Here is a 15,680-nt window from a genome sequence, read left to right as displayed (position 1 = left end):
CATATCGCGATATTGTGAATACTGGTTGCAGCCGCCGGCAAGCGGATGCCCCGGATGTGGTACGCGCGATCGGGAATCGAGGGCGAGGAAGTTGGCGACCCCAAGGGGATTTGAACCCCTGTTCACGCCGTGAGAGGGCGTTGTCCTAGGCCACTAGACGATGGGGTCGTCCGGGAGGCTTGCGGCGGCCTTGATAGAGGAAGCCGCCGCCGCAATCAAGCCCTGTCTCGCACCGGCTAACGCGAAGAAATCGCCGGGAAATCAGGCCGCCGCGGCGGTCAGTTTGGTGGCGGTGGCGACCAGGGCGTCGACATCGGCCGGGTCGGTGTTGAAGGCGGCGACCAGCCGCACCGTGCCCGGGGCGCCATCGACCCAGTCGGAGAACTTGAACCCGGCGGCGCGCAGGCCCGCGATCACGGCCTGCGGCAGGACGACGAAGACCTCGTTGGCCTCGACGGCGTGCACCAGCTTGACCTGCGGCAGGCGCTGCAGGCCCTGGGCGAGACGCGTTGCCATCGCGTTGGCGTGGCGCGCCAGCTCCAGCCAGCGGTCGCCCTTGAGGTACGCTTCGAGCTGGGCGGAGATGAAGCGCATCTTGGAGAAGAGCTGCCCGCCGCGCTTGCGCCGGACCAGGAACATCTCGGCCAGGGCTGGATCGAAGAACACCACCACCTCGGCGCCGAGCGCGCCGTTCTTGGTGGCGCCGAAGGAGAGCACATCGACGCCGGCCTTCCAGGTGATCTCCGCGGGGGCCAGCCCCAGATGCGCGACCGCGTTGGCAAAGCGCGCGCCGTCCATATGCAGCTTCATCTTGCGACCACGCACGGCGTCGGCCAACGCGGCGATCTCCGCCGGGCGATAGGCGGTGCCGGCCTCGGTCGACTGGGTGAGGCTCAAGGCCGCCGGCTGCACGCGGTGCGGATCGCCGTCCAAGGTGGTGTCGAGGATCGGGCGCACCACCTCCGGCGTGATCTTGCCAGCATCGCCTTTCAGCGGCACCAGCTTGGCGCCGCCGGTGAAGAGCTCGGGCGCCCCGCATTCGTCGAGCTGAATATGCGCCTCTTCATGGCAGAGGATCGCGCCATAGGCCGGCGTCAGCGCCGAGAGCGCCAGCGCGTTGCAAGCCGTGCCGGTGCCGACCGCGAAGGCCTTGACCGGCTTCTCGAAGATCTCGGTGAGGCGCTGCTCGACCCGCTCGGAATAAGGATCGTTGCCGTAGGAGGTTTCCGTGCCGCGGTTGGCCGCGATCACCGCTTCCAGGATGTCCGGCGCCGCGCCGGCCACGTTGTCGCTGCGAAAATCCATCGCCTCTCACCTCGAAATCTATAGTCTCCCGGCCCATGACGGGACCGATTGAAAGCACCCGGATCGAGATCGCCATCCCGGAAACCGCGGGCGGCGAGCGGCTCGACCGCGCCCTGGCCGCGGCCCGGCCCGAGCTGTCGCGGAGCCGGATCAAGGCCTTGATCGAACAGGGACATCTGAAATCGGGCGGCCGGACAGTAGAGGACCCGGCGTTGAGGGTCAAACCGGGCCAGGTCTTCGCACTCGAGATCCCGCCCGCCGCCCCGGCCGGGCCGCAGGGCCAGGCGATCGCCCTCAACATCGTCTACGAGGACGACGACCTCATCGTCATCGACAAGCCGGCCGGCATGGTGGTGCATCCGGCCCCCGGCAATCCCGACAACACCCTGGTCAACGCGCTGATCGCCCATTGCGGCGAATCCTTGAGCGGCATCGGCGGCGAGAAGCGGCCGGGCATCGTGCATCGCATCGACAAGGATACCAGCGGCCTGATCGTCGCCGCGAAGAACGACGCCGCGCACAAGGCGCTCTCCGCCGCCTTCGCCGCGCATCATATAGAGCGTGCCTATCTCTGCCTGGTCTGGGGCCTGCCCTCGCCGACCGCCGGCGAGATCACCGGCAATATCGGAAGGCACCCGGTCGATCGCAAACGCATGGCGGTGGTCAGCCGCGGCGGCAAGCACGCGGTCACCCATTACCGCGTGCTGAAGAGCTTCGGCCTCGGCGCGGCGCTGGTGGAATGCCGGCTGGAGACCGGCCGCACCCACCAGATCCGGGTGCATATGGCGAAGATCGGCCATCCGCTGATCGGCGACCCGACCTACGGCAAGCCGACCGCGGCGCGGCGCAACCGGCTTCCCCCTGAGGCGCGCCAGGCCGCCGAGGCCTTTCCACGCCAGGCCTTGCACGCCACCCTGCTCGGCTTCGACCACCCGAGAACCGGCAAACACCTCCGCTGGGCGTCCGAATCGCCGCAAGACCTGCGCCGGCTGGAACAGACCCTCCGTGCCGCCGTTGAGTAACTAAATCAGCCTTACCAACGAATGGCTTAGCGAAGCGGGCCGGCAATTCGGACCCGCCCCTTGAATTGCCGGCCCGTTAACCTATTTTAACTGAGTGGTTGACCGTCTTAGTCAGGTATCCATCGACTGCCTGACCATAAGATAGGAGACCGCACGGAAACGGCCCTATCTTCGTATCAGTTGGATAGGACGTGCCGAGGCTAGTACGGGGAATTGGAAGAAATGGCGACCACAGCATTGCGTACCCTACCTGCACTGAGCAGCGACAGCGGCCTCTCGCGGTATCTCTCGGAGATCCGCAAGTTCCCCATGCTGGAGCCCGACGAGGAGTTCATGCTCGCCAAGCGCTATGCCGAGCATCAGGATTCCGAGGCGGCGCATCGCATGGTGACGAGCCACCTGCGCCTCGTGGCGAAGATCGCCATGGGCTATCGCGGCTACGGCCTGCCCATTTCGGAGATCATCTCGGAGGGCAACGTCGGCCTGATGCAGGCGGTGAAGCGCTTCGATCCCGACCGCGGTTTCCGCCTGGCCACCTACGCCATGTGGTGGATTCGCGCGTCGATTCAAGAATACATCCTGCATTCCTGGAGCCTGGTGAAGATCGGCACCACCGCGGCGCAGAAGAAGCTGTTCTTCAACCTCAGGAAGGTGAAGGGCCAGCTGAAAGCGATCGAGGAAGGCGACCTGCCGCCGGAGACAGTGAAGGAGATCGCGACCCGCCTGGACGTGCCGGAGAACGACGTCATCGACATGAACCGTCGTCTCTCCAGCCACGATCACTCGCTGAACGCGCCGCTCCGGATCGATGGCGACGGCGAATGGCAGGACTGGCTGGTCGATGAGACCGAGAGCCAGGAGACGCGCCTCGCCGACGACCAGGAGTTCGGCCGCCGCTCGAAGCTCTTGGAGCGCGCGATGGGCGTCCTCAATCCGCGCGAGCGCCGCATCCTGGTCGAGCGCCGCCTGAAGGAAGAGCCGGCCACGCTGGACGACCTCTCCAAGGAGTTCAACATCTCCCGCGAGCGCGTCCGCCAGATCGAGGTGCGGGCCTTCGAGAAGATCCAGCGCTCGATCCGCAACTCGGCGATCGAGGAGCGGCTGACGACGGAGTAAGCGCCGAAGCAGACGGCTTTTCCGCCGATCATCGCGAAACACCAAGTCGTTTAAGCCCTTCCGGCGAAAAACCGGAAGGGCTTTTTCGTTCTTGTCTGCGTCCGGTCTGCGTTGCGCGATTCCGTCGGGGTCTTGTCGGGGTTGCGTGATTCTGTCGGGGTCCGGTCGGGGTTGATCGACCCGATGCGGTGTGTCGTGTTGCGCAATTCTGTCCGGGTCCTGTCCGGGTTCAGGGTGCACCACTCCCCTGATTTAGCTGGATTTCGCAGAAGCCGACGACACGGCGTGTCCACGCCGATCTTTCAGCGCAAACTCTGCTATGCACGGGCTCCGTCCGGGTCCTGTCCGGGTTGCAGACACAGCGTCGCCGCCGTCGCGTGGAACGCGGCTCAGCGTGCAGCTTTCACGATTTCAAACAGCCTGGCGATTATACCATGATCGGCGCCGCTAGTCCCCATTACGGCGGCACGGGGTGACGTAGAGAATTCTGCATCAGGGCAAGGAAGGATTTCGGTGACCGCTGCGAAAGCAATTCTCAAATTGAGCCATGTCGATCGTCCGCCTTCCGGTGCCCCCCAGTGACTGCGATAGACATGTTCTGAATAGGTCCAGCATTTGCAAGGCGCTCTCGGCTGCGCACAGCTCATGCTGCGACATAATGGGTAACCCGATGGAGTAATAGAAACAGGCCTTGAGGAGCGCTTGTTCCGTTCGGGAAAGGTCGGCACCACGATCTGCATGAGGCGGTGCGAAGTCAGCAATACTTACAACGCCGACAACAGTAGGCCCTGAATAGAGGACTTGTGGCTGGCACAAGAGCATGCTCGGCGTGGCAAGAAGACCGACACCCTGGTCTCCTGGACGGATCTTGATCCAAACTGGGTCCAGCGATAGCGCTCCATCTTGTGGCAAGGGCGAGGCGCTTGGATCAATCATAAGGGGGGCGACACCGGTCGTCGGCATCTCCTTGCTTCGCGAATAGTCCAGGTCGATGACAGCGTCGGGTAGCCCGGATTCGGGTGCCGATTTGTTCAGTGAGGTTTCCCATCGCGCACTTATCTCGGCTGCGCGCGCTTGTATGTCTGCTTCAAGCGCCTGCTCCTTGTCGACGGTGGCACGCCTGGACAAACGAATGTTCAGTTTCCTGGAAGATAGCTGGATAAGCAGCTCCTTTTGCGCACCGGAGTCCTCAGTAGCGCTCTGATCCGATGGCATGGCTTCGAGCGAATACTCTTCACTCAACGCCTCTAGGCAGGAAATTGATGGGGTATGATCGAAACAGCTCCGAGGGATAGTTCGGGAACCAGTAAGGCTGATCGCAAGCGTTGCGAGCGCGATCACAAGAATGATTCCGAGCCAAAGCCCCCGCCCCTTCACGAGCCGTACATAACTCAGTTTGTTCACCGATCCCTTCCTGACTCGTCCTTCATCCACATCAAGATTGCAGTGACAGTCCAAATTTCGGTGCCAGTTTACCAGATACACGAAACCATCACGCACCGCGCTGCGGGCTTCGGCCCCGGTTCGGCGGCATTTATCGACCCGCGCGGAGCGTCGATCAATCGGTGCATTTGGTAAACTGGCACCGCAATTCCGACCAGTGCGGAGAATGCGCGGCGGATTGAACGAATGGCGCGCTGGATCGCCCAGCATACCTTTTCTGTTGCATCACCGGCGGCACGTCCCCCCATCCCTACCTTCCCCCTGAAGGGGGAAGGAGTTAGATGGCCGCTTCCCCCTGATCCGCCTTCGCCAAGGCTTCGGCGGACACCGAGGGGGAAGGGGTTCGATGGCGCAGCGGCGGCGGCGCCTCACGGCCCCGGCGTCGTCGTCGGCAGGGTGAGGCCGCCGCGCACCGGGTCGCCCCACTCCTCGACCAATGCTTCCTGGCTCTTGCGCAGGCGGGAGAGGCGCAGGTTGCTTTTCGTCGTGGCGATCGAGCGGGTGACGATCGGCATCAGCGAATAGAGCGCCCAGCCCATGCCGGCGCCGACCAAGGCGGCCAGCCAGCCGATCATGTCGCTCAGGGTCGGCATGATCGCGGAGAAGCTCTGCCCGGCCGACCAGAGGTCGTGCATGAACCAGAGCGCGCCGGCGAAATTGAGGCTGCCGACGGTGACGGTGAGCTGGCGACCCGGGGCCGGATCGACGATGCGCGCGACCAAGGTCGGCACCATCGCGGCGAGCATGACCAGAGTAGAGGGCAGCAGCACCAGGGCCAGCGGCATCGCCAGGCAGATATAGAGCCAGGGGCCGCGCTTCTTCGGCGCCGGCGGAGCCGCGGCGGCCTTCGCGTTCGGTTTGGCGCCGGCTTTTGCGGCGGCGTTGGATGCGGCCATCAGCGCCTCACAGGACCATGGCGATGGTGAAGGCCGCCACCGCGCCGCTGGCGATGAAGGCCGAGGTGATCGCCGAGCTGACCCGCGCCGAGGCCTGGACCTTGGCGGGATCGGTGAGGCCGCCGCCCTCCAGCCACTGCGCTTCCTTCTCCAGCGCGGCATAGGCCTGCTGCGCCTGGTCGAAGCCCTGGATATCGCTCTGCCGCAGCGCGCCGTCCTCGTCGAGCAGGTCGGCCATCTCGACGAAGTCCGATTGCGCGGCCAGCCGCTCCAGCTTGACCCTGAGATCGCTGCGCGCCTGGATGCGGTGGAAGCTCTCCACCACCGGCTTCGTCAGCTCCAGCAGGGTTTCGGCGAGGCGCGGCAGGTCGTGGCTCGGGTGCTGGCGCTGCACGGCGGCGATCAGGCGCAGGATGCCCATGCGATAGCCGGACTGGTCGGCGGGATTGCCGATCAAGGTCAGCTCGCGCTCGACCGGCCGCGCGATCTTCGCGGCGGCGAAGGCGGCGATGTGCCGGTCCATCGGCAGCGTGCCGGCCTCGGCACCGGGCAGCGCCGCGTCGATCGCCGGCAACAGGTCCTTCAAACTGGTGACGTAGTAGTCGCCGATCAATTCGCTGCGGCAGGGCATCGCGGGGTCGAGGTCGTAGAGCACGCGTTCGACGCTGTAGCCCGGCCCCGGCCGCTCGACCACCTTCTCGATACTGTCGAGAGTACGGCGCAGCGAGGCCAGCTCCGAGGTGAGCTTCGGCTGCTGGTCGAGCCAGCCTTGCGGCAGGCGGCCGCGCAGCATCTCGACGAACTCGGTGCGCAGCGGCGGCTGGTCGATCACCGCGGCCAGCATGTTGCCCATCGCCGCGGGATTGACGCGGATGCTCTTGTAGCAGATCGGCAGGTTCGGCCCCATGAACTGGATCAGGCGCGACACCATGCGGTGCTTGGCGCCGGTCGAGGGGCCGTAGCTCATCGAGAGGCCCTTGATGAGGTGCAGCGGCTCGGCGACCTTGTCGTCGTTGAAGCCACGCTTCAGCCAGCTCTCCAAGGTGCCGTTGTCGAGGTTGGCCAGCGCATCGTCCCAATGACAGGCCATGGCGTTGGCCGCCGCGGGCCGGTTCATATGCTCGCCGCCGCCCAGCCGGATCGGGCGGGTCGCGCGCTGCGGCAGGTTCGGCAGCACCGGATTGAAGTACTGGCCCAGCATCCACATCTCGAGATTCTTCAGGGTCCAGCGGTCGGAGACCTTGTCCGACAAGAGGCCGCGCAGCATCTCCGCCATGGTCGGCGAGACCTTCTCGCCACCGGCCAGCGCGGAGAAGGTGCCGAAGTTGATCTTGGCGGCGAGCACCTGCTCGTCGTTCATCGCGTGCAGCGGGTTGCCCATGTGCAGGAACAGCACCAGCACGCCCAAGGCATAGAGATCGTCGGCCTGGCTGCCGCTGGCACGGCCCATGCGATTGGCGAGGCCGTTCTCGACCGTCTCGTAGACGGCGGGCTGCTCGCTGCCCGGCGGCGTGGCGAAGCACTCGCCGAACACGATCTCGCCGCTGCTGCCCAGCGCGTAGAAGATGTTGCTCGGCCGGATCGCGCGGTGCGCGACGCCGAGATTGCTGAGCTCCTTCAGCACCGCCAGCGCCGGCTTGATGATGTTGCGGGCGATCAGCTGCTCGGTCAGCGTCGGCAGCGGCAGGCTCGGGTCCTTGAGCATCCGCTCGCCGGCCGGCTGCGGATAGACCAGGACCGGCCGCCGGCCCCAAACGGTCCCGCCACCCTGAACGGGGACCGGCCAATCGACCACGCCGGAGGCCTCGGGCCAGAGCATCGGAATCTGCGAACGGCGCTCCGGCAGGTTCAACCCGCGGCAAGGCACGGTGCCGGGGCAGATCAGCGCAAAAAGCTTGCGGCCGGTCTGGCTGTGATCCTCGGCCGCGTAGGCCAGCGCGGCGCCCTGGTCGAATTGGGACAAGCGGGTGCCCGGCTTGATCTCAAACCGGTCCCGCAGCATCACCAAGTCGCTGTCTTCCGCCATCGTCCACGCCTATCGAATCCAGCGGACATCTTGACCGGTGATGGTTAACAGGGGGTAACTATGACCCTATGATCCTGGGCCAAAGGAACCCCGTGCCGCCCGAATCCCCCGCCTCCCCCTTCGACTTTATCGTCATCGGCGCCGGCTCGGCCGGCTGCACCCTGGCCAACCGGCTGACCCAGTCCGGCCGGCACCGGGTGCTGCTGTTGGAGGCCGGCGGCAAGGACGACTGGATCTGGTTCCACGTGCCGGTCGGCTACCTCTACGCCATGGGCAATCCCCGGGCCGACTGGTGCTTCAAGACCGAGCCGGAGGAAGGCCTGAACGGCCGCGCGCTCAACTATCCGCGCGGCAAGGTGATCGGCGGCTGCTCGGCCATCAACGGCATGATCTACATGCGCGGCCAGGCCGCGGATTACGACCACTGGCGCCAGCTCGGCAATCCCGGCTGGGGCTGGGACGACGTGCTCCCCTATTTCATCAAGAGCGAGCATCGCGAGGGCTCGCCCGCCGATCCGAAACATGGGCGCGGCGGCGAATGGCGGGTCGAGCGCCAGCGCCTCTCCTGGAAGATCCTCGACGTCTTCCGCGACGCCGCCGGCGAGCAGGGCATCCCGCCGGTCGACGACTTCAACACCGGCGACAACGAAGGCGTCGGCTATTTCGAGGTCAACCAGCGCAAGGGCATCCGCTGGTCGGCGGCGAAGGGATTCCTGAAACCGGCGCTGAAGCGCCCGAACCTGACGCTCTGGACCCATGCGCAGGTGCTGCGGCTGCTGGTCGAGGGGGCGCGCGTGGTCGGCGCGGAGATTCTATATCAAGGAAAGGTCCACCGCGTCCGCGCCGCGCGCGAGGTCGTGCTCTCGGCCGGCGCGGTCAACTCGCCGCATCTGCTGCAGGTCTCCGGCATCGGCGCGCCGGAACTGCTGCAGCGCCATGGCGTCGATGTCCTGCATGCTTTGCCGGGCGTCGGCGAGAACCTGCAGGATCACCTGCAGCTCCGGCTGATCTTCGGCGTCACCGGATTGCCGACCCTGAACGACACGGCCAACAAGCTGCTGGGCAAGCTCGGCATGGGGCTGCAATACGCCGCCTTCCGCCGCGGGCCGATGACCATGGCGCCGTCGCAGATGGGCGCCTTCGCGAAATCGTCGCCAGAGCATGCCACCGCCAATGTCGAGTATCACGTCCAGCCGCTGAGCCTCGACAAGTTCGGCGAGCCGCTGCATCCCTACCCCGCCTTCACCGCCTCGGTCTGCAATCTGCGCCCGCAGAGCCGCGGCCATATCCGCCTGAAGAGCGCCGATCCGATGGAGCCGCCGGCGATCCAGCCACGCTATCTCACCGCCGAGGCCGACCGGCGCGTCGCGGTCGATGCGATCAAGCTGACCCGCCGCATCGTGCTGGAGAGCCGCGCCTTCGCGCCTTATCGCCCGAAGGAGCTGATGCCGGGTCCGAGCTATGCGAGCGATGACGAGCTGGTGCATGCCGCCGGGCAGATCGGCACCACGATCTTCCATCCCGTGAGCACCTGCCGGATGGGCGACGACCCGATGGCGGTGGTCGATGCGCGGCTCAAGCTGCGCGGGCTGGCGGGCCTGCGGGTCGCCGATGCGTCGATCATGCCGACGATCACCTCCGGCAACACCAACTCGCCCACGATCATGATCGCGGAGAAGGCGGCGGCGATGATTCTGGAGGATGCCGCCGGCTAGGCCGCTTCCGTCGCAGAGGACGCCGTCGCCTTCGGCGCCGCTGAACCGGAGCGCGGCCGGCTGCGCTCGGAGCGGATCCGATTTGCGGTCAGCGTTGCCAGCCCGGCAAGGATTGGATTCCGTTTTTCCACAGCAGGCCGGTTCCCGGGCCGCTGTCGTGGAAGCTTCTTTGGTTAAATGGGGCCCGCGGGGCCAAAGACAGGATGACAGCGGCGGCCATTGCAAGGATGATGACGGCTGCGGCCGGAGGTTGAAGAAGGGCGCCAAGCCTTCGCCTCATTAGCGACCAGGATGGGGAGCGACATGGCGAACAGCAAGGCGAGCATCAGCGGCACGGCGTCGAAATACGTCAAGGAAAACGGGGCGCTGACGGCGACCGGGACGCTGACGGTCAGCGACAAGGATCCGGGCGAGGCGCAAGCCATAGTCGTGACCAACGCGACGACGGCCTACGGCAGCTGGTCGGTCGATGCCGACGGCCACTGGAGCTACAGGCTCAACGATGCCAGCCCGGCGATCCAGGCGCTCGGCGCCGGCGACAAGCTCTTCGACAGTTTCGTGGTCACCAGCCAGGACGGCAGCGCGTCGAAGACGGTCCTTATCGTCATCAACGGCACCAACGACCTCGCTTCGATCAGCGGGCAGAGCAGCGGCGACGTCACCGAGACCACGACGTTCAGCGCCTCCGGCATGCTCGATGTCAGCGACAAGGACGCCGGCGAGGCGCACACCAAGGCGGCGGCCGGCAGCGCCGGCTACGGCAGCTGGTCGGTCGATGCCGGTGGTCACTGGACCTACAATCTCGATTCCGCCAATGCCGCGGTCATCGCGCTGGACGGCGGCCAGACCCTGACCGACAGCTTCGTGGTCAGCAGCGAGGACGGCAGCGCGTCGAAGACCGTCACCATCACCATCCACGGCGATGGCGGCGCCAGCTTCACCGGCGTGACCTTCGTGAAGGCGGTGAAGGAAGACGGAGTCCTGACCTCGACCGGCACCGTCACGGTGGTCGACAAGGATCCCGGCCAGTCCCACACCGCGGTCGTGAACAACGCGGCCGCGACCTACGGCACCTGGTCGGTCGATGCCGACGGCCATTGGAGCTACAAGCTCAACAATGCCAACGCGGCGGTGCAGGCGCTGGGGGTCGGCGACAAGCTGACCGACAGCTTCACCATCTTCAGCCAGGACCACAGCGCCTCCAAGGTCATCAGCGTCACCATCAACGGCACCAACGACCTCGCCCGGATCGCCGGCCAGAACAGCGGCAGCGCCGTCAATGCCGGCGAGCCGGTCCACGGCACCCTCACCGTCACCGACCGGGATGCGGGCGAGGCCCACACCAAGGCCGCCTCGGGCCTCGCGACCTACGGCAGCTGGTCGGTCGATGCCGACGGCAACTGGACCTACGCGGTCGATGCCGGCAATGCCGCCGTCGCCAATCTCGGCCCCACCGACACCCTGACCGACAGCTTCACGGTCAAGAGCCTCGACGGCAGCGACAGCGAGACGGTCACCGTCACGATCCATCACCAGAACGGCGTGCCGACCATCGGCGGCACGACCAGCGGCGAGCTCGCGGTCCATGACGGGGTGTTCTTCGGGCAGATGACCATCAGCGACCCCGATCCCGGCCAGTCCTCCTTCCAGCCGGACAGCGTGGTCGGCGCGCACAGCGCCTGGCAGGTGCTGGCCGACGGCGGCTGGACCTATGTTCCGTTCAACGGCGACCCGGTGCTGGTGGCATTGGGGGCCGGCGACACGCTGGTCGAGACCTTCACGGCCAAGAGCCTGGACGGCAGCAAGACCCAGGAGATCACCGTCACGCTGCACGGCGACAACGACCTGGCCTCGCTCTCGGGTGACAAGGCCGGCGATGCCACCGAGGACAGCGGCCTGGCGGCGACCGGGACGCTGACGGTGATCGATCCCGACAACGGCGAGGCACATACGCAGACTGCGAACGACGTCGCCGCCACCTACGGCAAGTGGTCGGTGGATGCGGACGGCCACTGGAGCTACCAGGTCGATGACGGCAACGCCACGGTCAACGCGCTGAAGACCGGCGGCACCCTGACCGACAGCTTCACCGTCGAAAGCCTGGACGGCACGGCGGGCCAGGCGGTCACCGTCACCATCCACGGCCACAACGACGCGCCGGTGATTACGACGCAAGCCGGGGGCGCCGTTATCGACGAGAACCTGAACTCCGGACTCGATCTTTCGAACGAAGTGAAGGTGGTCGATCCGGACAGCACCAGCTTCACCTTCGAAGTCGACGGCACCGCGCCGGCCGGCCTTACGCTCGATCCCGGCGGCGCCCTGCACATCAACCTGGCGGGAAACTACGACTACCTGGCGAGCGGGGAGACCACGCACGCGGTGCTGCAATACAAGGTTTCCGACGGAGAAGCGGACAGCAATACACTGACCTTCTCGGTTCTGGTGCTGGGCGCCAACGACGCCGCCTCGATCTCTGGCGACGTGGAAGGTGAGACCACCGAGGACAGCGGCAGCGCCGCGACCGGCACGCTGACGGTGAGCGATCTCGACCACGACCAATCGAAGACGCTCGCGGAGAGCGGCACGTCGACCTACGGCTCCTGGTCGGTCGATGCCGACGGACACTGGAGCTACACCGCCGACGACAGCAACGCGGCGGTCAACGGGCTGAAGGACGGCGAGAAGCTGACCGACAGCTTCACGGTCAAGAGCAAGGACGGCACGGCGAGCAAGATCATCCAGATCGCCATCCACGGCCATGACGACGCCGCGAGCATTTCCGGCGACAAGACCGGCGACGTGGGACTGCTGCCCTTCACCGCGGGGACGCTGGCCGTCACCGATCCCGACCACGACGAGGCCTTTGCCCAGGCGACCTCAGGCCTCGGCACCTACGGCAGCTGGGCGGTCGACAAGAACGGGAACTGGACCTACGCGGTCGATGCCGGCAATCCCGCCGTCGCCGGTCTGGGCGAGACCGACACGCTGACCGACAGCTTCAAGGTCAAGAGCCTGGACGGCAGCGCCAGCCAGACGGTGACGGTGACGATCCATCACCTCAACGGCGTGCCGACGATCGGTGGAACGACCACGGGCGAGCTTGCGGTCCATGAGGGCGTGTTCTTCGGGCAGATGACCATCAGCGATCCCGATCCCGGCCAGTCCTCCTTCCAGGCGGACACTTTCATCGGCGCGCACAGCGCCTGGCAGGTGCTGGCCGACGGCGGCTGGACCTATGTTCCGTTCAGCGGCGACCCGGTGCTGGTGGCATTGGGGGCCGGCGAAACGCTGGTCGAGACCTTCACGGCCAAGAGCCTGGACGGCAGCACCACCCAGGAACTCACCATCACGCTCCACGGCGACAACGACCTGGCCTCGATCTCCGGCGACAAGACCGGCGATGCGACCGAGGACAGCGGCGCGGCGGCGACCGGGACGCTGACGGTGATCGATCCCGACAACGGCGAGGCGCATACCCAGGCTGCGAACGACGTCGCCGCGACCTACGGCAAGTGGTCGGTCGATGCCGACGGAAACTGGAGCTACGCGGTCGATGACGGCGATGCCACGGTCAACGCGCTGAAGACCGGCGACACCCTGACCGACACGTTCACCGTCGAGAGCCTGGACGGCACGGCGAGCCGAGCGGTCACCGTCACCATCCACGGCCACAACGACGCGCCGGTGATTTCGACGAGCTTGCTCGCGATCCGAATCAGCGAGGACATCGCGGGTTCGGACGACTTGGCGGCGTCCACCTCGATCGTCGATCCGGACAGCACAAGTTTCACCTTTGCCGAGGAAGGGACTTGGCCGGTCGGGCTCAGTTTGGATCCGGACGGCACCTGGCATGTGAATGTTGCAGGCAATTACGACTACCTGGCCGACGGAGAGACCGTAGAGTTCGGTCTGCCTTACAAGGTTTCCGATGGCGAGGCGGACAGCAACATCGTCACCATCAGGTTCGCTATCGGGGGCATAAACGACCTGGCCTCGATCACCGGAGACAAGACCGGGGCGGTGACGGAGGACAGCGGCATCGCGGTGACCGGCACGCTGACGGTAACCGATCTCGACCACGACCAATCGCAGGCGCTTGCGCAGAGCGGCACGGCGACCTACGGCAGCTGGTCGGTCGATGCCGACGGGAATTGGAACTACGCGGTCGATGACGGCAACGCGACGGTCAATGCGCTGGCGACCGGCGGCACGCTGACCGACAGCTTCGTCGTCAAGAGCCTGGACGGCACCGCCGGCCAGGAGGTCACCGTCACCATCCACGGCCACAACGACGCGCCGGCGCTTGTCGGTCCGACCGGAAAGCTGTTCGAGAGCATCAACATCGGCACCTTTGAGGATGCTGCAAATTCATTCGATCTTACGAAGATCGGGCCGACGCTTCGCGATCCGGACAATACGAGCTTCACTTTCGTCGTCGAAGGAACGGCCTCGGCCGGGCTCATCTTGGATCCGGATGGCCTCATGCATTTCGACCCCGGCCTGAGCCTCGATTATCTGGCGGCAGGCGAGGAGGCGGCATTCAGCCTGAAATACAAGGTGTTCGACGGCGAGGCCTACAGCAACGTCGTTGACGTGAACGTGTTTGTCGATGGCATCAACGACCTGGCCGCGATCTCCGGCGACAAGGCGGGCGAGGTGACGAAGGACAGCAGCGTGGCGGCGACCGGCACGCTGACCGTGACCGATCTCGACCACGACCAGTCGCACGCCCAGGCGGCAAGCGGCACGGCGACCTATGGCAGCTGGTCGGTCGATGCCGACGGGCATTGGAGCTACACCGTCGACCAGACCAATCCGGCGGTTGCGATCCTCGCCAAGGACGCGACCCTCAGCGACAGCTTCGTGGTGAAGAGCCTGGACGGATCCGCGAGCGAGACCGTCTCGATCACCATCGACGGCAACCGCGTGCCGTTCTTCTTCGGAGTCTCGACCGGCGACCTCACCGAGGATGCCGCCGTCAAGACCGCCTCGGGCACGCTGATCGTCATCGACCCCGACCTCGGCGATTCCGGGACCAAGGCGGAAAGCGGGTCCGCGAAATACGGCAGCTGGACGGTCGATGCCGATGGATTCTGGTCGTACACGCGCAACGACTTCCTGCTCGACGTCCAGGCCCTCGCCGCCGGCGCCACGGCGACCGACAGCTTCGTCGTCACCAGCGCCGACGGCTCGGCCGGCCAGGCGGTCACCATCACCCTGCACGGCGTCAACGACGTCCCCAGCGTGTCCGGCGACATCTTCGGCACTGTGACCGAGGACGGCGGCAGTCTCTCCTCGGTTTCCGGCACGCTCGTTGTGTCCGATCTCGACAACGGGGAGTCCGGGACCCAGCCCAACGCCGCCGGCACCGCGCTGCACGGCAGCTGGTCGGTGGACGGCGCCGGCCATTGGACCTATGTGCTCAACAACGCCGATCCCGACGTGCAGGCGCTCGGCGCCGGCGGCACGCTCGCCGACAGCTTCGCCGTCATGACCGCCGACGGGCACGGCCAGCAGGTCAAGATCTCCATCCACGGCAGCGACGAGCTGCTGCTGGCAGGGCGTGCCGGCGGCAGCGATCTCTTCTTCGGCGAAGACGACGGCGACAACGTCTTCCAGGGCGGCGCTGGCAACGACAGCTTCCATGTCGCCACGACCGAATCCCTCGAGGTCGATGGCGGCGGCGGCTTCGACACGTTGTTCATCGACGGCGCGGGGTTGCATCTCGACCTGACCGCGGGCATCCGGGTCACGGGCATCGAGAAGATCGACCTCACCGGCTCCGGCGACAACACCCTCACCTTGCATGCGTCGGATGTGCTGGGCATCGGCACTCTGCACCATTCCGATGTCGACCCGGGCGCAAGCCCGCACCCGGCCGGCGCGGGCGACGCGCTGATCGTCGCCGGCGACGCCGGCGACTCCCTGGTCTTCGGCGACGGCTGGACCGAAGCCGGTGCCGGCGGCTCGAACGGCGACGGCACGACCACCCTGGAAGGGCAGCTTTATCAGCTCTACACCCAGGGCCAAGCCGTGCTGGCGGTCGACACCGACGTCGCGGTCTAACGCCCGCGCGTGGTTCGTTCCGGAAGGCGCGAATGCCGAGCGCGATATTGAGGACGAGCAGCAGAACCTCCGCCGTCAACCCGCTTCC

General features: G+C 66.1%; 8 protein-coding genes and 1 tRNA gene. 4 read left to right on the top strand and 5 right to left on the bottom strand.

Annotated elements, in window-relative coordinates:
- Window positions 1-92: 92 nt before the first annotated feature.
- A tRNA-Glu gene (locus ACH2CY_RS17205) sits at window positions 93-168 on the bottom strand.
- Window positions 169-261: 93 nt separating this feature from the next.
- Window positions 262-1,305: a threonine aldolase family protein gene (locus ACH2CY_RS17200; protein WP_395020541.1), complete on the bottom strand. Its 1,044-nt coding sequence runs from the start codon at window positions 1,303-1,305 to the stop codon at window positions 262-264.
- Window positions 1,306-1,340: 35 nt separating this feature from the next.
- On the opposite strand from ACH2CY_RS17200, the gene ACH2CY_RS17195 reads away from it, so the two are divergent.
- Both ACH2CY_RS17195 and rpoH read left to right on the top strand, forming a co-directional pair.
- Complete coding sequence (locus ACH2CY_RS17195; RefSeq protein ID WP_395020540.1) at window positions 1,341-2,327, top strand: RluA family pseudouridine synthase; 987 nt, start codon at window positions 1,341-1,343, stop codon at window positions 2,325-2,327.
- 222 nt (window positions 2,328-2,549) lie between these two features.
- Window positions 2,550-3,443, top strand: a complete 894-nt coding sequence (gene rpoH, locus ACH2CY_RS17190) for an RNA polymerase sigma factor RpoH (RefSeq protein WP_395020539.1) — start codon at window positions 2,550-2,552, stop codon at window positions 3,441-3,443.
- A 492-nt stretch (window positions 3,444-3,935) separates the two neighbouring features.
- Here rpoH and ACH2CY_RS17185 read toward each other — a convergent pair whose 3' ends face one another.
- The 3 genes from ACH2CY_RS17185 to ACH2CY_RS17175 all read right to left on the bottom strand — a co-directional run bounded on the left by ACH2CY_RS17185 (window position 3,936) and on the right by ACH2CY_RS17175 (window position 7,808).
- Window positions 3,936-5,096, bottom strand: coding sequence for a hypothetical protein (locus tag ACH2CY_RS17185; protein WP_395020538.1), 1,161 nt, complete (start codon window positions 5,094-5,096; stop codon window positions 3,936-3,938).
- 158 nt (window positions 5,097-5,254) lie between these two features.
- Entirely contained in the window at window positions 5,255-5,782 is a 528-nt protein-coding gene (locus tag ACH2CY_RS17180; protein WP_395020537.1) for a hypothetical protein, read from the bottom strand.
- Between the two features lie 7 nt (window positions 5,783-5,789).
- Complete coding sequence (locus ACH2CY_RS17175; protein WP_395020536.1) at window positions 5,790-7,808, bottom strand: hypothetical protein; 2,019 nt, start codon at window positions 7,806-7,808, stop codon at window positions 5,790-5,792.
- A 92-nt stretch (window positions 7,809-7,900) separates the two neighbouring features.
- Between ACH2CY_RS17175 and ACH2CY_RS17170 the strand changes: the two genes are divergently transcribed.
- Both ACH2CY_RS17170 and ACH2CY_RS17165 read left to right on the top strand, forming a co-directional pair.
- Window positions 7,901-9,523 (top strand): GMC family oxidoreductase, encoded by a 1,623-nt coding sequence (locus ACH2CY_RS17170; RefSeq protein ID WP_395020535.1) that lies wholly within the window; start codon window positions 7,901-7,903, stop codon window positions 9,521-9,523.
- Between the two features lie 303 nt (window positions 9,524-9,826).
- Window positions 9,827-15,592 carry a VCBS domain-containing protein gene (locus tag ACH2CY_RS17165; RefSeq protein ID WP_395020534.1) on the top strand — a complete coding sequence of 1,922 codons (5,766 nt, stop codon included), beginning with the start codon at window positions 9,827-9,829 and terminating at the stop codon, window positions 15,590-15,592.
- Window positions 15,593-15,680: the final 88 nt, after the last annotated feature.

The organism is Dongia sp. (genome assembly GCF_041905885.1).
Taxonomy (GTDB): Bacteria; Pseudomonadota; Alphaproteobacteria; order Dongiales; family Dongiaceae; genus Dongia.
Note: the sequence above shows the minus strand (reverse complement) of the source record. Positions and strands in the feature narration are given on the sequence as shown.

Excerpts from the sequence above, each read along its gene's own strand:
- ACH2CY_RS17185 (WP_395020538.1), bottom strand. The coding sequence starts at position 5,096 with ATGCTGGGCGATCCAGCGCGCCATTCGTTCAATCCGCCGCGCATTCTC.
- ACH2CY_RS17175 (WP_395020536.1), bottom strand. The coding sequence starts at position 7,808 with ATGGCGGAAGACAGCGACTTGGTGATGCTGCGGGACCGGTTTGAGATC.
- rpoH (WP_395020539.1), top strand. The coding sequence starts at position 2,550 with ATGGCGACCACAGCATTGCGTACCCTACCTGCACTGAGCAGCGACAGC.
- ACH2CY_RS17200 (WP_395020541.1), bottom strand. The coding sequence starts at position 1,305 with ATGGATTTTCGCAGCGACAACGTGGCCGGCGCGGCGCCGGACATCCTG.
- ACH2CY_RS17195 (WP_395020540.1), top strand. The coding sequence starts at position 1,341 with ATGACGGGACCGATTGAAAGCACCCGGATCGAGATCGCCATCCCGGAA.
- ACH2CY_RS17165 (WP_395020534.1), top strand. The coding sequence starts at position 9,827 with ATGGCGAACAGCAAGGCGAGCATCAGCGGCACGGCGTCGAAATACGTC.
- ACH2CY_RS17180 (WP_395020537.1), bottom strand. The coding sequence starts at position 5,782 with ATGGCCGCATCCAACGCCGCCGCAAAAGCCGGCGCCAAACCGAACGCG.